Origin of the sequence: Mesorhizobium sp. CA16 (genome assembly GCF_020165175.1) — a bacterium.
Classification (GTDB): domain Bacteria; phylum Pseudomonadota; class Alphaproteobacteria; order Rhizobiales; family Rhizobiaceae; genus Mesorhizobium.
Genome location: NZ_JAIUHP010000013.1, coordinates 55,972 through 71,086 on the forward strand (window position 1 = coordinate 55,972; position 15,115 = coordinate 71,086).

Annotated in this window: 9 protein-coding genes; 2 read left to right on the forward strand and 7 right to left on the reverse strand. The window is 64.0% G+C overall.

The window, feature by feature from the left end:
- Positions 1-131: 131 nt before the first annotated feature.
- On the reverse strand, positions 132-1,724 hold the full coding sequence (locus LB525_RS18710) for a peptide ABC transporter substrate-binding protein (RefSeq protein WP_224545707.1): 1,593 nt from the start codon (positions 1,722-1,724) through the stop codon (positions 132-134).
- A gap of 294 nt (positions 1,725-2,018) precedes the next feature.
- On the opposite strand from LB525_RS18710, the gene LB525_RS18715 reads away from it, so the two are divergent.
- Both LB525_RS18715 and LB525_RS18720 read left to right on the forward strand, forming a co-directional pair.
- A complete protein-coding gene (locus tag LB525_RS18715; protein ID WP_140541604.1) occupies positions 2,019-2,465 on the forward strand; it encodes a TadE/TadG family type IV pilus assembly protein in 447 nt (148 codons plus the stop codon).
- A 146-nt stretch (positions 2,466-2,611) separates the two neighbouring features.
- A complete protein-coding gene (locus LB525_RS18720) occupies positions 2,612-4,342 on the forward strand; it encodes a TadG family pilus assembly protein (RefSeq protein WP_224545708.1) in 1,731 nt (576 codons plus the stop codon).
- A 7-nt stretch (positions 4,343-4,349) separates the two neighbouring features.
- Here the strand turns inward: LB525_RS18720 and LB525_RS18725 are convergent, their stop codons facing one another.
- From LB525_RS18725 to glgB, 6 genes are all read right to left on the reverse strand, one after another.
- Positions 4,350-6,005: an alpha-glucosidase family protein gene (locus tag LB525_RS18725; RefSeq protein ID WP_224545709.1), complete on the reverse strand. Its 1,656-nt coding sequence runs from the start codon at positions 6,003-6,005 to the stop codon at positions 4,350-4,352.
- The gene (glgX, locus tag LB525_RS18730) at positions 6,005-8,002 is read right to left on the reverse strand and encodes a glycogen debranching protein GlgX (protein ID WP_224545710.1); all 1,998 of its coding nucleotides are present in this window, start codon (positions 8,000-8,002) and stop codon (positions 6,005-6,007) included. The genes LB525_RS18725 and glgX overlap by 1 nt, the downstream gene beginning before the upstream one ends.
- 196 nt (positions 8,003-8,198) lie before the next feature.
- On the reverse strand, positions 8,199-9,827 hold the full coding sequence (locus tag LB525_RS18735) for an alpha-D-glucose phosphate-specific phosphoglucomutase (protein WP_224545711.1): 1,629 nt from the start codon (positions 9,825-9,827) through the stop codon (positions 8,199-8,201).
- 3 nt (positions 9,828-9,830) lie between these two features.
- On the reverse strand, positions 9,831-11,276 hold the full coding sequence (gene glgA / locus LB525_RS18740) for a glycogen synthase GlgA (protein ID WP_224545712.1): 1,446 nt from the start codon (positions 11,274-11,276) through the stop codon (positions 9,831-9,833).
- Positions 11,277-11,428: 152 nt separating this feature from the next.
- Positions 11,429-12,697, reverse strand: coding sequence for a glucose-1-phosphate adenylyltransferase (glgC, locus tag LB525_RS18745; protein WP_140635175.1), 1,269 nt, complete (start codon positions 12,695-12,697; stop codon positions 11,429-11,431).
- Positions 12,698-12,760: 63 nt separating this feature from the next.
- Positions 12,761-14,974, reverse strand: coding sequence for a 1,4-alpha-glucan branching protein GlgB (gene glgB / locus LB525_RS18750; protein WP_224545910.1), 2,214 nt, complete (start codon positions 14,972-14,974; stop codon positions 12,761-12,763).
- Positions 14,975-15,115 lie beyond the last annotated feature (141 nt).

Sequence of the window (15,115 nt, forward strand, 5' to 3'; positions counted from 1 at the left end):
CGTGGCGCGCCGGCATCTCTGATCTTCGCACCGGGCAGCCCGAAAATCCAATCCGACTTTCGGCCCGGCACGACGACAGACCGCGACCGCCGCTCCCAAAAAGAGAGCGGCGGCACGGCCAAGGTTTCTTGTCAGTCCTTGGAGATGAAGCGGGACGGATGAATGTCCATCACATTGTCGTCGAAGCCGTGCAGCTTCGAGGAAACGATGTCGTGGTAGCTGTAGTAGAGAAGCGGGATCTCGCCGACGTCGTCGACCAGGATGCGCTCGGCTGCGGCGAGGTCCTTCATGCGCTCCTCGGGCTTGCCGCCTGCGGCAGCCGCCTTGTCCATGGCGGCTTCATAGGCGGGGCTGTTGTAGTTCGAGTAGTTGTTGCCGCTCGCCTTGCGCGAGATGCCGAGGAAGGTCTCGGGATCCTTGTAGTCGGCTATCCAGGCGGCACGGGCGACGTCGTAGTTGCCCTTCTGCTCGAGGAAGCTGTAATGGGTCTTGGTGTCGGTGTTGAGCAGCGTCACCTCGACGCCGAGCGGCTTCAGCTGTTCCTGGATGGCGACCGCCGTGTTCTTATGGTTTTCCGAGGTGTTGTAGCGGATCTCCATCTTCAACGGATGCTCGGGTGTATAGCCTAGCTTTTCCAGGATCTTCTTGGCCGCATCCTCGCGGTCGATCTGCGGCATGTCGGCGTATTTGGCCAGTGCCGGCGTGTAACCCTCGATGCCCGGGGGCACCATCGAATATCCGGGCAGCATCGAGTTCTGCCAGACCTTCTCGGCGAGGAAGTCGCGGTCGATCGCCATCGAGATGGCGTTGCGCAACTCGACATTGTCCCAAGGCGCCTTGTCGGTCTTGACCGCGTAATAATAAGTGCCGAGATACGGCCCGACACGGACCTGGTCGCCGAATTTGGTTTTGAGATCGGCGAGCTGCTCGGTCGGCAGGTCGCCATAGCTGTCGAGCTCGCCCGCCTCGAAACGCTTCATCGCCGACGAGCGATCCTCGGTCGGGATGTAGTTGACCACGTCGAGCTTGACGCTCGCGGCGTCCCAGAATTTCGGGTTCTTGACCAATTTCATATGGTCGTTGGGAACCCACTCCGCCAGCGTATAGGCGCCATTGGAGACCAGCTTGCCCGGCTTGATCCAGTCGGCGCCGAGCTTGTCCATGGAAGCCTTGTTGACCGGATAGGTCGCCTGGTGGGTCAGCATCTCCAGGAAGTAGGGCGTCGGAGCCTTCAGCGTGACTTCAAGCGTGTTGGCGTCGATCGCCTTCACGCCCATCTCCTCGGCCTTGCCTTTCTTGGTGTTGAAGTCCTCGGCGCCCTTCACCGGATAGAGCATCGAGGCGTATTCTGCAGCGGTGGCCGGATCTTCCAGTCGATGGAACGAATAGACGAAGTCGTCCGCCGTCACCGGGGTGCCGTCCGACCAGAGCCCGTCCTTGCGCAGCTTGAAGGTGTAGACGGTGCCGTCATCCGACACCGTCCAGCTTTCGGCGGCGCCCGGTATGAGATTCGTCTTCTGGTCGTGCATGACGAGGCCCTGGAACAGGTCGCGTATGATATCGGCTTCGTAGACAGTCGACGTCTTGTGCGGATCGACCGTCTCCGCCTCGGCGGCGGCGCCGCGGTTGTAGACGGTTTCGGCGAAGGCAGGCGTGTAGAATGTGCCGGCGGCCAAAGCCAATGTGGTGGCGAACACCGTCGCCTTCAGCATGTCTTTCAGCATGAAGTTTCTCCCTGTCGGCGCAGCCCCTCAGCCGCGCCTTCTTAAGTTTTGACACCTCGGAACCGTTGAACCGGCCCCGTTTCAGGCGTGCCGCCGGTTCCTTCCGGCGGCTGGTGGCAGGAGACTAGACAGAGCGAAATCTTATTTCAACCATTGCCTGCTTGACGCAAAGTGAGCGCCATAGCGCTAAAACAGCGAAACCTAAAGCTTAGAGCTTTCTTTCAACTTGGCACACCTGCCGGTTGTTCCAGCTGTTTTCTGTTTTTGCAGGCGGCCTTTGGCATTCTCCGCGCCATGCTGAAGAACCGAAAATTGCTTGTTCCGTGGTCTCGTTTCCGGGCTGACGCCACGGGCACGTCGGCAATCGAATTTGCCATGCTGGCGCCGGTCTTCATCCTGCTTCTGCTCGGCATGGTTGCATATGGAATTTATTTCGGCGCCAGTCATTCGGTGCAGCAGATCGCCGCCGACGCGGCGCGCACCGCGATTGCCGGCCTCAACCAGACCGAGCGGCAGGCGCTGGTTACCGATTTCATCACTCACGATGTCTCGGGCTATCCGTTCGTCGACGCCAACAAGCTGACTGTCAACGCGCAGGACAGCGCCGTCGACGGCAGCCAGTTCGTCGTCTCGGTCACCTACGATGCACGCAACCTGCCAATCTGGAACCTGTTCCGGACGCTGCCGCTGCCGGGCACGACGATCCAACGTCAATCGACGATCCGCGTCGGAGGCATATGATGCCCATCAAGGGGGGGCTGGAGCGGCTTATCGTTTCCCGAAAAGGCCAGACCGCTCCATCTGTTTTCAGTGACGCAATTCCGGACGGAAGGCTACGGCGAGGTCGCCGAACTCAACCGCCTCGCATTTTTCCTGGAATTGCATTCATGGCGGCGACGCGACGGCTGCTCGCCGACCGGAGCGCGAATTTCGCCGTCATGACCGCGCTGTGCACGCCGGTAGCGCTGGCGCTGACCGCCTTCGCGATCGACGAAGGTTCCCTTTACAACGAGCGCCGCGCCGCGCAGTCGATCGTCGACCTTGCCGCCATCACCGCGGCCTCGAACATCACCAACGCCCAGCAGGCGGTGCTGACCGCGCTCAGCGACAACGGCATCACCTCGGTCGCCGTGCAGCAACAAGGCGCGACCGTGGCGCCGACCGCCAGCAAGGCCGTCGTCCAGGTCGTGCCGGGGCGCTACACGGGCGTCAGCACCATTGCCGCCGGCAGCCGGTTCGAGGCGGGCAAGCTGCCCTACAATGCGGTCCAGGTTACGCTCAAGAAACAGGGTACGCTTTATTTCGCGGGCTCGATCATGGCGCCGCCCACTCTCGGCACGACCGCTATCGCCAGCGCGCAGCCGCAAGCGGCTTTTTCGGTCGGCTCGCGGCTCGCCAGCCTCAATGGCGGCATTCTCAACGCGCTTCTCGGCGGCCTTCTCGGCGGCAACATCTCGCTCAGCGTGATGGACTACAATTCACTGGTGTCGGCCGATGTCGACGTTCTTTCGTTCACCGATGCGCTGGCGACGCAACTGCATCTGACCGGCGTTTCCTACAACGACGTGCTCGCCTCCAAAGCAACGATCGGCCAGATCGCCACGGCAATGGCCAATGTGCCGGGGCTCGACCGCACAGCCAAACTCGCTCTGCAGACCATGGCCTCCAGCGCCACCAATACGGTCAGGATTCCGCTCAGCACCCTCATCGATCTCGGCTCCGTCGGCGATCTCGGCATCGGGCAAAAGCCGGCCGGCCTTAACGTGACAGCCAGCGCGCTCAGCATGCTTACCGCGGCTGCCGCTCTGGCCAATGGAACGAATCAGGTCGCGGTCAATCTCGGCGCCACCATACCGGGGCTGGCATCGACGACGCTTGCGATCGCCATCGGCGAGCCGATGCAGAACTCGGCCTGGCTGGCGGTGGGAGAGGCAGGCACCGTGGTGCGCACGGCGCAGACCCGCATCAAGCTCAACGCCAACGTGACACTTGGCAATCCCAATCTCGGCGGCGGCACCAGTCTTGTCGCCGTCCACCTGCCGCTCAACGTCGAAGTGGCCTATGCCGAAGCGAAGCTGACCGATATCAGCTGCCCGACCGGCCCCTCCAGCATCAAGGTTTCGATCGTCGCGCAGCCGGGCGTGGTCTCAGCCCATCTGGCCAACAGCAGCGCAAGCGGCTTCGCGGATTTCACCAAGCCGCAATCATTCTCCGACGCCGATATCGCGGACCTGAAGCTGTTGCTCGTCCCGGTGCTGCAGGTGACAGGCTCGTCGGCCTTCTCGGTCACCAACATGACGCCGACCAACCTGACCTACAACGCCACCGACATCGCCAACAAGGCGACCAAGACGGTGTCGACGAAGAACCTGACGCAGTCGCTGACGACGTCGCTGGTCGACAACCTGACGCTTTCGATCAATGCGCTGGGCCTAGGCATCGATCTGACCGCCCTGCTCGGCACGGTGAAGCCAGCGGTGACGACGCTGCTCAACGGCGTAACCGCGCCGGTCGACGACCTCCTCTACAATGTGCTTGGAGCTCTGGGCGTCCATGTCGGCGAGGCCGATGTGCGCGTGACCGGCGCGACCTGCGGGCGTTCTGTGCTGGTGCAGTAGTCCGCCGTCAGCCAATCCTGCCGACGAAACTGCCCAGAGGCGGCAGCGCCAGCACGCTGTCCTCGACAACACCGGTAAGAACGCCGGCGGCGTCAACGTCAAATGCCGTTATCTCGGCTTCGCCGATCTCGGTGGGCAGCGCCCAGCCTGTTGCCTCAGTCGAGAAATTGAAAACGCAAAGCAGCCTTTCGCCGTCGCGCTCACGGAGGAAAGCAAGCACATCGCCCTCGGCCTCGAGAAAGCGGATCGAGCCTTGGATCAGTGCCGGATGGCTCTTGCGCAAGGCAAGGATCGACCGATAGGCGGCAAGCACCGACCGCTCCTCGACATTCTGGACGTCGACCGCCCGGGCGCGATGCGCCTGCGGCACCGGCAGCCAGGGCTTGGCCGTCGAGAAGCCGGCATTGTCCGCCTCCGCCTGCCAGACCATCGGGGTGCGGCAGCCGTCCCTGCCCTTCACGCCCGGCCAGAAGCGGATGCCGACCGGATCGCGCAGATCCTCATAGGCTAGCTCCGCCTCCTCCAGCCCCAGTTCCTCGCCCTGATAGAGGCAGATCGAACCGCGCAGGCAGGCAAGCAGCGCGATCGAGAACTTCGCCACCGCGTCCGGGTTCTCGCCTTGCCGCGTCCAGCGGCTGACATGGCGCACGACGTCATGGTTGGAAAAGGCCCAGCAGACCCAGCCGTCCGGGGCAGTCGTCTCGAACGCCTCCACGCAGCCGCGCACATGGGCGGCGGAAAATTGCGGACTGAGCAGGTCGAACGTATAGCACATCTGCAATTTGTCGCCGCCCGATACGTAGGCGGCGAGCGTCTGCAAGGAGCGCTCCTCGTCACCCACCTCGCCGACCGCGGCGCGGTCTGGATATTCGTCGAGCAGCGCGCGGAAACGTTTCAGGAAGTCGAGGTTCTCGGGACGCGTCTTGTCGAAGAGATGCTCCTGGAAGGCGTAGGTGCTGGTGGCGCCATTGGTGCCGGCGACGCTCGCGGCCAAGGGCGGGTTGTCGCGCAGCCAGCGGTCGTGGACATAGTAGTTGACGGTGTCCAGCCGGAAGCCGTCGACGCCGCGCTCCAGCCAGAAGCGCACGGTGTCCAAAAGCGCGTCCTGAACGTCCGGATTGTGGAAGTTCAGATCCGGCTGAGCGGCGAGGAAATTGTGCATGTAGTATTGCCGGCGGGTGGCGTCCCATTCCCAGGCCGGCCCGCCGAACAGCGATTGCCAGTTGTTGGGCGCGCTGCCATCCGGCCTGGCGTCAGCCCAGACGTACCAGTCCGCCTTGGCATTGTCGCGGCTGGCGCGGCTCTCGACGAACCATTCATGCTTGTCGGAAGAATGCGAGATCACCTGGTCGATGATGAGTTTCAGGCCGAGCCGGTGAGCCTCGGCGACCAGCGCGTCGAAATCTTGCAGGCTGCCGAACATCGGATCGACGTCGCGATAGTCGGATACATCGTAGCCCATGTCGGCCATCGGCGACTTGAAGAAGGGCGAGAGCCAGACGGCATCGACGCCGAGCGACGCGACATGGGCGAGCCGCGCGGTGATGCCCTTGAGGTCGCCGCTGCCGTTGCCGGTCGTGTCCTGGAAGGAGCGCGGATAGACCTGATAGATGACGCAGCCGCGCCACCATTCGCTCCCTTGCCCGGAATTTTCGGCAGCCATCACAAGCCCTTCCCGTTGCGCGATTGAGCGGCACGCCGCTCGATCATGAAATTGACGCTGCGGCCGGGCAGCGGCCGCGCAAGATCGACCGGCTGCGCCTCGATCGCCGGGCCCCACTCGTAGCCGTCCCGGACCGGCAAGGTGAAGACGCATTGGCGGCGGTCGCCATTGACCATAACGGCAAGGCGACTGCCTCCGCTATCGCCGAGCATCATGACGAGGCGATGTCGATCGGGATCGTTCCACTCCGTCTCGTCGAGCGGCGCGCCCGTCTCCGTCAGCCACTCGACATCCGGAATGGTCGAAGCATCAGCCGGCTTTCCGGTCAGGAAATGCATGTCCGACAGCGCGGGAAAGGCACGACGCATCGCAGAGAGCGATGAGGCATATCGCTCCAACGCCTGATCGCGGCCGGCCCAGTCGAGCCAGGTAATGGCATTGTCCTGCGCATAGGCGTTGTTGTTGCCTTTTTGCGTGCGGCCGAACTCGTCGCCGGCGGTCAGCATGATGGTGCCGCGCGAGGCGAAAAGTGTCGCCAGCAGCGCGCGCTGGTCGTCGAACCGCGCCTTGGCAATCGCCGCGTCGTCCGTCTCGCCCTCGGCGCCGTTGTTCCATGACAAATTGTCGTTGTGGCCGTCGTGATTGTGCTCGCCGTTGGCGTCGTTGTGCTTGCGCTCGTAGGCGACGATGTCGGCCAGCGTCATGCCGTCATGTGCAGCGATGAAATTGACCGCACGGCTCGCCGGTTGGCCTTCCCTGCCGAAGACATCGGAAGAACCTGCAAGCCTTGTGGCCAAGACGCCTACCGCGTCGGCATCGCCGCGCCAGAAGCGCCTGACATCATCGCGATAACGATCGTTCCATTCCAGATATGGCGGCCGGAAATTTCCGAGCTGGTAGCCGCTCGGACCGATATCCCAAGGCTCGGCGATCAGCACGCGGTCGCAGAGCACGGGATCGCCGGCAATGGCCCGAAGCAGCGGCGCTTCCGGATCGAAGGCGCCGTCGACGCGGCCGAGCACCGGCGCCAGATCGAAGCGGAAGCCGTCAACGCCGGCGAAGCGGACGAAGTGGCGCAGCGTGTCGAGCACCATCTCGCGCACAACCGGATGGTCGCAGGCGACGGTGTTGCCGGTGCCGGTGTCGTTGACCAGCCTGCCGTCCGCCTGGTGCCGGTAGTAGCCTATCGCATCCAGTCCGCGCAGCGACAACGTCGGCCCGAGCCGGTCGCTTTCGCCGGTGTGGTTGAAGACGAGGTCGAGAACGGTGCCGATGCCGGCCTGGCGCAGAGCGGCGACGGTGTCGCGCAGTTCCTTGAGACCGCCGGGCGCGAGGCGCGGATCGAGCGCCATGAAGGTGACGGGATTATAGCCCCAGGCGTTGCTCAGCCCCAATGGCGGCAGATGCCGCTCGTCGATCGACGCAGTGACCGGCATCAATTCGACGGCCGACACACCGAGACGCTTCAGGTGCTCGATGATGGCCGGATGGGCGAGTGCCGCGATGGTGCCGCGCTGGGTTTCCGGCACGTCCGGATGCAGCTTGGTGAAGGAGCGGACATTGAGCTCGTAGATCAGCCCGCCAGGCCGGAACAGCGGCGGCTGGGGCGGCACCGGTTTGGGCAGCGAACGCGCGATCGCCTTCGGCATCAGCGGAGCGGTGTCGGCGCCTTCGTTGCGTTTGGCGGCAAGCCGCCAATGATATTGGTATGGACGATCGACCTCGACGGCATAGGGGTCGGTGAGAAGCTTGTTCGGGTCGAACCACAGGCCGCGCTCCGGCGCATAGTCGCCGTCGGCGCGGAAGCCGTAACGCGCGCCGTCGCCAAGGCCGGAGACAAGGAGCGCGTGCACGCCCCTGCCTTCGGGGTTGAGCTCCAGCCGGTCGGTTTCAAGCGCGCCGGTGTCGTCGAAGATCGAGACCCAAAGACGTCTCGCGGATGACGACCAGGCGGCGAAGCGGATGCCTTCGGGGGTGATGGTGGCGCCGAGGGTCATGCGGGCGCCTCCCCTTCTCCCCTTGTGGGAGAAGGTGGATCGGCGCGCAGCGCCGAGACGGATGAGGGGTGTTGGAAGAAATGAGGCGCCGGCGATGCGAGCGCCGGTTTGCGCCAAGCTGGAGCACCCCTCATCCGTCGCCTTCGGCGACACCTTCTACCACAAGGGGAGAAGGGGGAGTCGCGCCACGCCACCCTCAAGTAATCACGCTCGGCTTGTTGCGGCCGGTGTGGCTCTTGATGCGGGCGATGTCGTCGGCGGCGGCGATGAGATCGGCGAGCGCTTCCTGCGTGTCGAGATCGTGCCTTGCCTTGTCCGGCTCGTAGCGCTCGATATAGACGCGCAGCGTCGCACCCGAGGTGCCGGTGCCGGAGAGGCGAAGCACGACGCGCGAGCCGCCCTCGAACAGGATCCGGATGCCCTGGTGCTCGCTCACCGAGCCGTCGACCGGATCGCGATAGGCAAAATCGTCGGCCTTGGCGATCTTGAGGCCGCGCACGGTCGTGCCGGGCAGCGAGCCGAGCTTGGCGCGTAGCTCGTCGACCAGCGCGTTGGCGCGATCGCTCTCGACCTCCTCGTAGTCGTGGCGCGAATAGTAGTTGCGCCCGTAGGTCTCCCAGTGCCCGGTTACGATGTCCTTGCAGCTCTCGCCGCGCGCAGCGAGGATGTTGAGCCACAGAAGCACGGCCCACAGCCCATCCTTCTCGCGCACATGGTTGGAGCCGGTGCCGGCGCTTTCCTCGCCGCAGATGGTCGCCATGCCGGCATCGAGCAGATTGCCGAAGAACTTCCAGCCGGTCGGCGTCTCATAGATACCGATGCCGAGCTTTTCGGCGACGCGGTCGGCGGCGCCGCTGGTCGGCATCGAGCGGGCAATGCCTTTCAGACCGTCCTTGTAGCCCGGCGCCAGTTTGGCATTGGCGGCAAGCATCGCCACCGAGTCCGACGGCGTGACGAAGATGCCTCTGCCGATGATCAGGTTGCGGTCGCCGTCGCCGTCGGAAGCCGCGCCGAAATCCGGCGCGTCGGGCCCCATCATCTCGTCATAGAGGTGTTTTGCGTGCACCAGGTTCGGGTCCGGGTGGTGGCCGCCGAAATCGGGCAGCGGCTTGAAGTTGCGGCAGGTGCCGTCCGGCGCGCCGAGCCGGCGTTCGAGGATCTCCTTGGCATAGGGGCCGGTTACCGCATGCATGGCGTCGAAGCGCATGCGGAAGCCCGACTTGAAGAGCTTCCTCAGCGCGTCGAAGTCGAACAGGCTTTCCATCAGTTCGGCATAGTCCTTGACCGGGTCGCAGATCTCGACCGTCATGTCGCCGGCCTTGACGGTGCCGATGGTGTCGATGTCGATGGCGCCGATATCGGCGATCTTGAAGCTCTTGATCTGCTTCGACTTGGCAAAGATCGCGTCGGTGATCTTTTCCGGCGCCGGGCCGCCATTGCCGGCATTGTACTTGATGCCGAAATCCTCGTGCGGACCGCCCGGATTGTGGCTGGCCGACAGGATGATGCCGCCGAAGGTCTTGTATTTGCGGATGATGTTGGAGGCGGCCGGCGTCGACAGAATCCCGCCCTGCCCGACCATCACCTTGCCGAAGCCGTTGCCGGCGGCGATGGCGATCGCCTTCTGGATGACCTCGCGATTGTAGAAGCGGCCGTCGCCGCCGATCACCAGCGTCTTGCCCTGAAAACCGTCCAGCGCATCGAAGATCGACTGGATGAAGTTCTCGGCGTAGTGCTCTTGCTGGAACACCGGCACCTTTTTCCGCAGGCCGGAGGTGCCTGGCTTCTGGTCGGTATAGGGTTTGGTCGGGACGGTTTTGATCATGCCTCAGGCAGCCCTTTTTGAAAGCAGCAAGCGATAGAGTTCGACGTATTTTTCGGCGCTCTTGTCCCAGGAGACATCGGCCTTCATGCCCTGGCGCTGGATCGAGGCCCAGGTCGCGGGCCGCGCATGCTGCTCGACCAGCCGCTGGATGGCATGGAGCATCGCGGCACCATTGTTGGGCGCGAACTGGAAGCCGGTGGCGACGCCGGCCGACAAGGCGGCCTCGTTGGCATCGATGATGGTGTCGGCCAGACCGCCTGTCCTGGCGACGACCGGCACGCAGCCATAGCGCAGGCCATAGAGCTGGGTGAGGCCGCAGGGCTCGAAGCGGGACGGAATGATGATGGCGTCGCAGCCGCCTTGCATGACGTGCGAAAGTTCTTCGTCGTAACCAACGACGACGCCGACGCGGCCGCGATGGCGGGCGGCGGCGGCAAGCAGCGTGCCTTCGAGGCCGGCGTCGCCGGAGCCGAGGATCGCCAGCCGCGCGCCGGCGGCGACGATGCCGTCGACGACCGCTGCCAGAATGTCCATGCCCTTCTGCCAGGTCAGCCGGCTGATGACGCAGACGATCGGGCTGCCATCCGCTTCCAGGCCGAAGCGCTCTTCGACCGCCTTGCGGTTCTTGCCGCGCGCCGCAAGCGTCTCGGCCGAATAATTGGCGACCAGATGCTTGTCGGTCTGCGGGTTCCAGATGTCGACGTCGATGCCGTTGACGATGCCGTAGAGGTCGCTGGCGCGCATGTTGATCAGACCGTCGAGGCCCATGCCAAATTCCGGCGAGCGGATCTCCTGCGCATAGGTCGGGCTGACCGTGGTGATGGCCCAGGCGGCTTGCAGGCCGGCCTTGAGAAAGCCGACGCCGCCATAATATTCGACGCCGTCGAGCTGCATCGCCACGCTCGGCAGGCCGAGCTCGCCGAAGATGCCGGCGCCGAACTGGCCCTGGAAGGCGAGATTGTGCACGGTGATCAGCGACGGCACGCCGACCGCCTTGCCGTAGCGCATATAGGCAAGCGTCATCGCCGACTGCCAGTCATGGGCATGCACGATGTCGGGCTGGTAACCGGAGATCGCGCCACCGGCAATGTCGCCGCCGGCCTGGCTGAGCGCGGCGAAGCGGCGCCAGTTGTCCGGCCAGTCGGCGCCGGAGGCGGTGCCGTAAGGGCCGCCCTGGCGATCGAAGAGATGCGGCGCATCCAAAACGAAGAGATCGAGATCGCCGATCTTGGCGGCATGGATCGAAGCCTTGGCGCCCTGCAGCAGCGGATATTGGTAGACCGCCTTCTTCTTGGCGAAGGCCGCCATCACCACGGGATAGCCCGGAACCAGGGTGCGCATCGCCACGCCCTTGCCGGCAAGCGCGATCGGCAAGGCGCCGGCGACGTCGGCAAGCCCGCCGGTCTTGATCAGCGGGAAGATTTCGGGCGTGACCGACAGAACCTGCATGCGCTCCACATTCCGATCTCAAGATGACAGGTCAAAGTGACAACCTGTTGATCCAGTCGTCAGCCTGCTGATCGACCTCGTCAACCTGCTGATCAACCTTGTCAGGTTGACAGCCGATCAACCTCACCAGGCCGACAGCTTGCTGATCGACCCTACGGGGTCGACAGCTTGTTGATCATGTCCTGCGTGATCAGGCAGATGCCCTTCTCCGATACGCGAAAACGCTTGGCGTCGAGCGCCGGGTCCTCGCCGACAACCAGTCCTTCCGGGATGTGGACGCCGTGATCGATGACGACGCGTTTGAGGCTCGCGTTGCGGCCGACCTGGACGTCGGGCAGCATCACCACTTCCTCGAGCTTGGAATAGGAATTGATGCGCGCGCCGGTGAAGATCAGGCTGCGGCGCAGCGAGGCGCCGGAAACGATGCAGTCGCCGGAGACAAGTGAGGAGATCGCTTCGCCGCGGCGGCCGTCCTCGTCATGCACGAACTTTGCCGGCGGCTTCAACTCGGCATAGGTCCAGATCGGCCAATCGCGGTCGTAGAGGTCGAGCTCGGGCGTGATATCGGTGAGGTCGATATTGGCTTCCCAATAGGCGTCCACCGTTCCGACGTCGCGCCAATAGGGTTCGGCCTCGTGCGAGGAACGCACGCAGGATTTTGCGAAGCGGTGGGCGATCGCCTTGCCGTGCTGGACGATGTAAGGGATGATGTCCTTGCCGAAGTCCCGGCTGGAGCCGGGCTCGGCGGCGTCGCGGCGCAGCTGCTCCATCAGGAACTTGGTCTTGAAGACATAGATGCCCATCGACGCCAAAGCGAATTCCGGCTTGTCCGGAATGCCGGGCGGATCGGCCGGCTTTTCGACGAAAGCGATGATGTTGTCCTTCTTGTCGACATGCATGACGCCGAAGCCGGTCGCCTCCATGCGCGGCACTTCCAGGCAGCCGACGGTGACGTCGGCGCCGGCGTCGACATGCTGGCGCAGCATCAGTTCGTAATCCATCTTGTAGATGTGGTCGCCGGCGAGGATGACCATGTATTCGGGGCCGTAGGCCTCGATGATGTCGATGTTCTGGTAGACGGCGTCGGCCGTGCCTTCATACCACTGCGTTTCCGAGACGCGCTGCGATGCAGGCAGGATGTCGAAGCTTTCGTTTCGCTCGGGCCGCAGAAAGTTCCAGCCGCGCTGCAGGTGGCGGATCAGCGAGTGCGCCTTGTACTGGGTGGCGACGCCGAGGCGGCGGATGCCGGAGTTGAGCGCATTGGAGAGGGCGAAATCGATGATGCGCGTCTTGCCGCCGAAATAGACCGCCGGCTTGGCGCGCCGGTCGGTCAGCTCCCTGAGGCGGCTGCCGCGGCCGCCGGCCAACACATAGGCCATGGCATCGCGTGCCAGCGGCTGGGTTCTTCTGATCTCTGCCATTCTGTTACCCTCCCAAACAAGCTGCCCGGACTGTTGCAAGAGCAGGATGAGACATCATCTGCTTCAATCCGTGACGAATTCCAGCATGATCGTCGACAGCGGCGGCAAAAGCATCGTCGCCGATACGCCGCCTCCTTCCCCGCTTGCCTCGACCATGCCGCTATTGCCCATGCCGGAGCCGCCATAGACCTCGGCGTCGGTATTCATGATCTCGCGCCATTTTCCCGCCTTCGGCAGCGGCACGCGATAGTTCTCGCGCGGCACCGGCGTGAAATTGGAGATGACAGCTATCGAATTGCCGTCCGGCGCGCTGCGCAGCCAGGCGAAGACCGAATTGTCGCGGTCGTCGACGATCAGCCAGGAGAAGCCCTCCGGCTCGCAGTCGCGCGCATGCAGCGCCGGGCGCGAACGGTAGAGATAGTTCAGGTCGCGCACCGTCTGCCAGACGCCGCGATGCGGTGCGAATTCGAGCAGGTCCCAGTCTAGCGCGCGTTCCTCGCTCCACTCGCGGCGCTGGGCGAATTCCTGGCCCATGAACAGGAGCTTCTTGCCGGGATAGCCCCACATGAAGGCGTAATAGGCGCGCAGCGTGGCGAACTTCTGCCAGTCGTCGCCTGCCATCTTGTGGAGCAGCGTGCCTTTGCCGTGCACGACCTCGTCATGCGAAAGCGGCAGCACGAAATTTTCCGAGAAGGCGTAGACCAGGCCGAAGGTGATGTCGTTGTGATGGTGCTTGCGGAAGATCGGCTCCTTGGAGAGATACTCCAGCGTGTCGTGCATGAAGCCCATGTTCCACTTGAAGCCGAAGCCGAGGCCGCCTTCATGCACGGGATGCGACACTTTCGGCCATGAGGTCGATTCCTCGGCGATCGTCATCACGCCGGGGTGGTGGCCGTAGACCTCCTTGTTCATCTTCTGCAGGAAGCTGACGGCCTGCAGGTTCTCACGCCCGCCCTTCTCGTTGGGGATCCACTCGCCGGCCTTGCGCGAATAATCGAGGTAGAGCATCGAGGCGACCGCGTCGACGCGCAAGCCGTCGACATGGTATTTCTCGGCCCAGAACAGCGCGTTGTTGACGAGGAACGACACCACCTCGCGGCGACCGAAATTGTAGATGGCGGTGTTCCAGTCGGGATGGAAGCCCTGGCGCGGATCGGCATGCTCGTAGAGCGCGGTGCCGTCGAAATGGACCAGGCCATGCTCGTCGACCGGGAAATGCGCCGGCACCCAGTCGAGGATGACGCCGATGCCGGCGCGGTGCGCGCCGTCGACGAAGCGGGCGAAGCCGTCGGGGTCGCCGAAGCGGGCTGTCGGCGCATAAAGCCCGGTGGTCTGGTAGCCCCAGGATGGGTCATAGGGGTGCTCCGATATCGGCAGGAACTCGATATGGGTGAAGCCAGTGTCGGCCACGTAGGGGATCAGCCGCGCGGCGAGCTCGTCCCAGGAGAGGAACGTGCCGTCGTCGCGGCGCTGCCAGGAGCCGGCATGGACCTCGTAGATCGAGATCGCCTCGCGCCGGGGATCGGCTTTCTGCCAATAATTGCGATGCGCCTCATCGCCCCATTGATGCGCTATGGGCGGCGCCGTCACCGAGGCGGTCGCCGGGCGCAATTCCGATTCGAAGGCGAACGGGTCGGCCTTCAGCGGCAGGCGCACGCCGTCGGGCCCAATGATCTCGAACTTGTAGGGCTTGCCCGCGCCGATATCGGGAATGAACAATTCCCAGATGCCCGTGTCCTTACGGTCGCGCATCGTGTGCCGGCGACCATCCCAGTCGTTGAAGGCACCGACCACGGAGACGCGCCGCGCATTGGGCGCCCAGACGGCGAAATGCACGCCGGTGGCGCCCTCATGTTCGACGATGTGGGCGCCGAGCTTGTCGAACAGCCGTAAGTGCGAACCCTCGGCCATGTAATAGTCGTCCATCGGACCGAGCACCGGGCCGAAGGAATAGGGATCAGTCAGCCACCAATCGCCGCCGGCATTCCTGGCGTGATAGCGCAGCGGCTGGCGCTTGCGGATCGAGACCTTGCCCTCGAAGAAGCCGGCATCGTCGCTGCGGGAAAGCTCGCCGACCTCCTTGCCGGTCAGCGTGTAGGCGGTGACGAATTCGGCATTGGGCACGAAGCAGCGGGCAATGAAGCCCTTGCCGGCTTCATGCACGCCCAGGACCGCGAAGGGATCGCCGTGCGTTCCGGCGACAATCGCCGCGACATCGCCGGCTGGCGCCAGTCCGTCCGGCCCGCTTGTCGCAGCGGTCGCGCGCGGCTTCCTCATCAAACGGTCGCCCTCCCCGGGCACCTTGTTCTGGCGCATGCCTCGCTCCGGCATGCGCCGTTCTTTGTCTTGGTGCATGTCGTGGTCCCAAAACCGCTACGCACTTTTGGGCGACATGCATCTGGCCACATTCTTTGTGGC

Excerpts from the sequence above, each read along its gene's own strand:
- LB525_RS18735 (WP_224545711.1), bottom strand. The coding sequence starts at position 9,827 with ATGATCAAAACCGTCCCGACCAAACCCTATACCGACCAGAAGCCAGGC.
- glgB (WP_224545910.1), bottom strand. The coding sequence starts at position 14,974 with ATGAGGAAGCCGCGCGCGACCGCTGCGACAAGCGGGCCGGACGGACTG.
- LB525_RS18720 (WP_224545708.1), top strand. The coding sequence starts at position 2,612 with ATGGCGGCGACGCGACGGCTGCTCGCCGACCGGAGCGCGAATTTCGCC.
- glgC (WP_140635175.1), bottom strand. The coding sequence starts at position 12,697 with ATGGCAGAGATCAGAAGAACCCAGCCGCTGGCACGCGATGCCATGGCC.
- glgX (WP_224545710.1), bottom strand. The coding sequence starts at position 8,002 with ATGACCCTCGGCGCCACCATCACCCCCGAAGGCATCCGCTTCGCCGCC.
- LB525_RS18715 (WP_140541604.1), top strand. The coding sequence starts at position 2,019 with ATGCTGAAGAACCGAAAATTGCTTGTTCCGTGGTCTCGTTTCCGGGCT.
- glgA (WP_224545712.1), bottom strand. The coding sequence starts at position 11,276 with ATGCAGGTTCTGTCGGTCACGCCCGAAATCTTCCCGCTGATCAAGACC.
- LB525_RS18710 (WP_224545707.1), bottom strand. The coding sequence starts at position 1,724 with ATGCTGAAAGACATGCTGAAGGCGACGGTGTTCGCCACCACATTGGCT.
- LB525_RS18725 (WP_224545709.1), bottom strand. The coding sequence starts at position 6,005 with ATGGCTGCCGAAAATTCCGGGCAAGGGAGCGAATGGTGGCGCGGCTGC.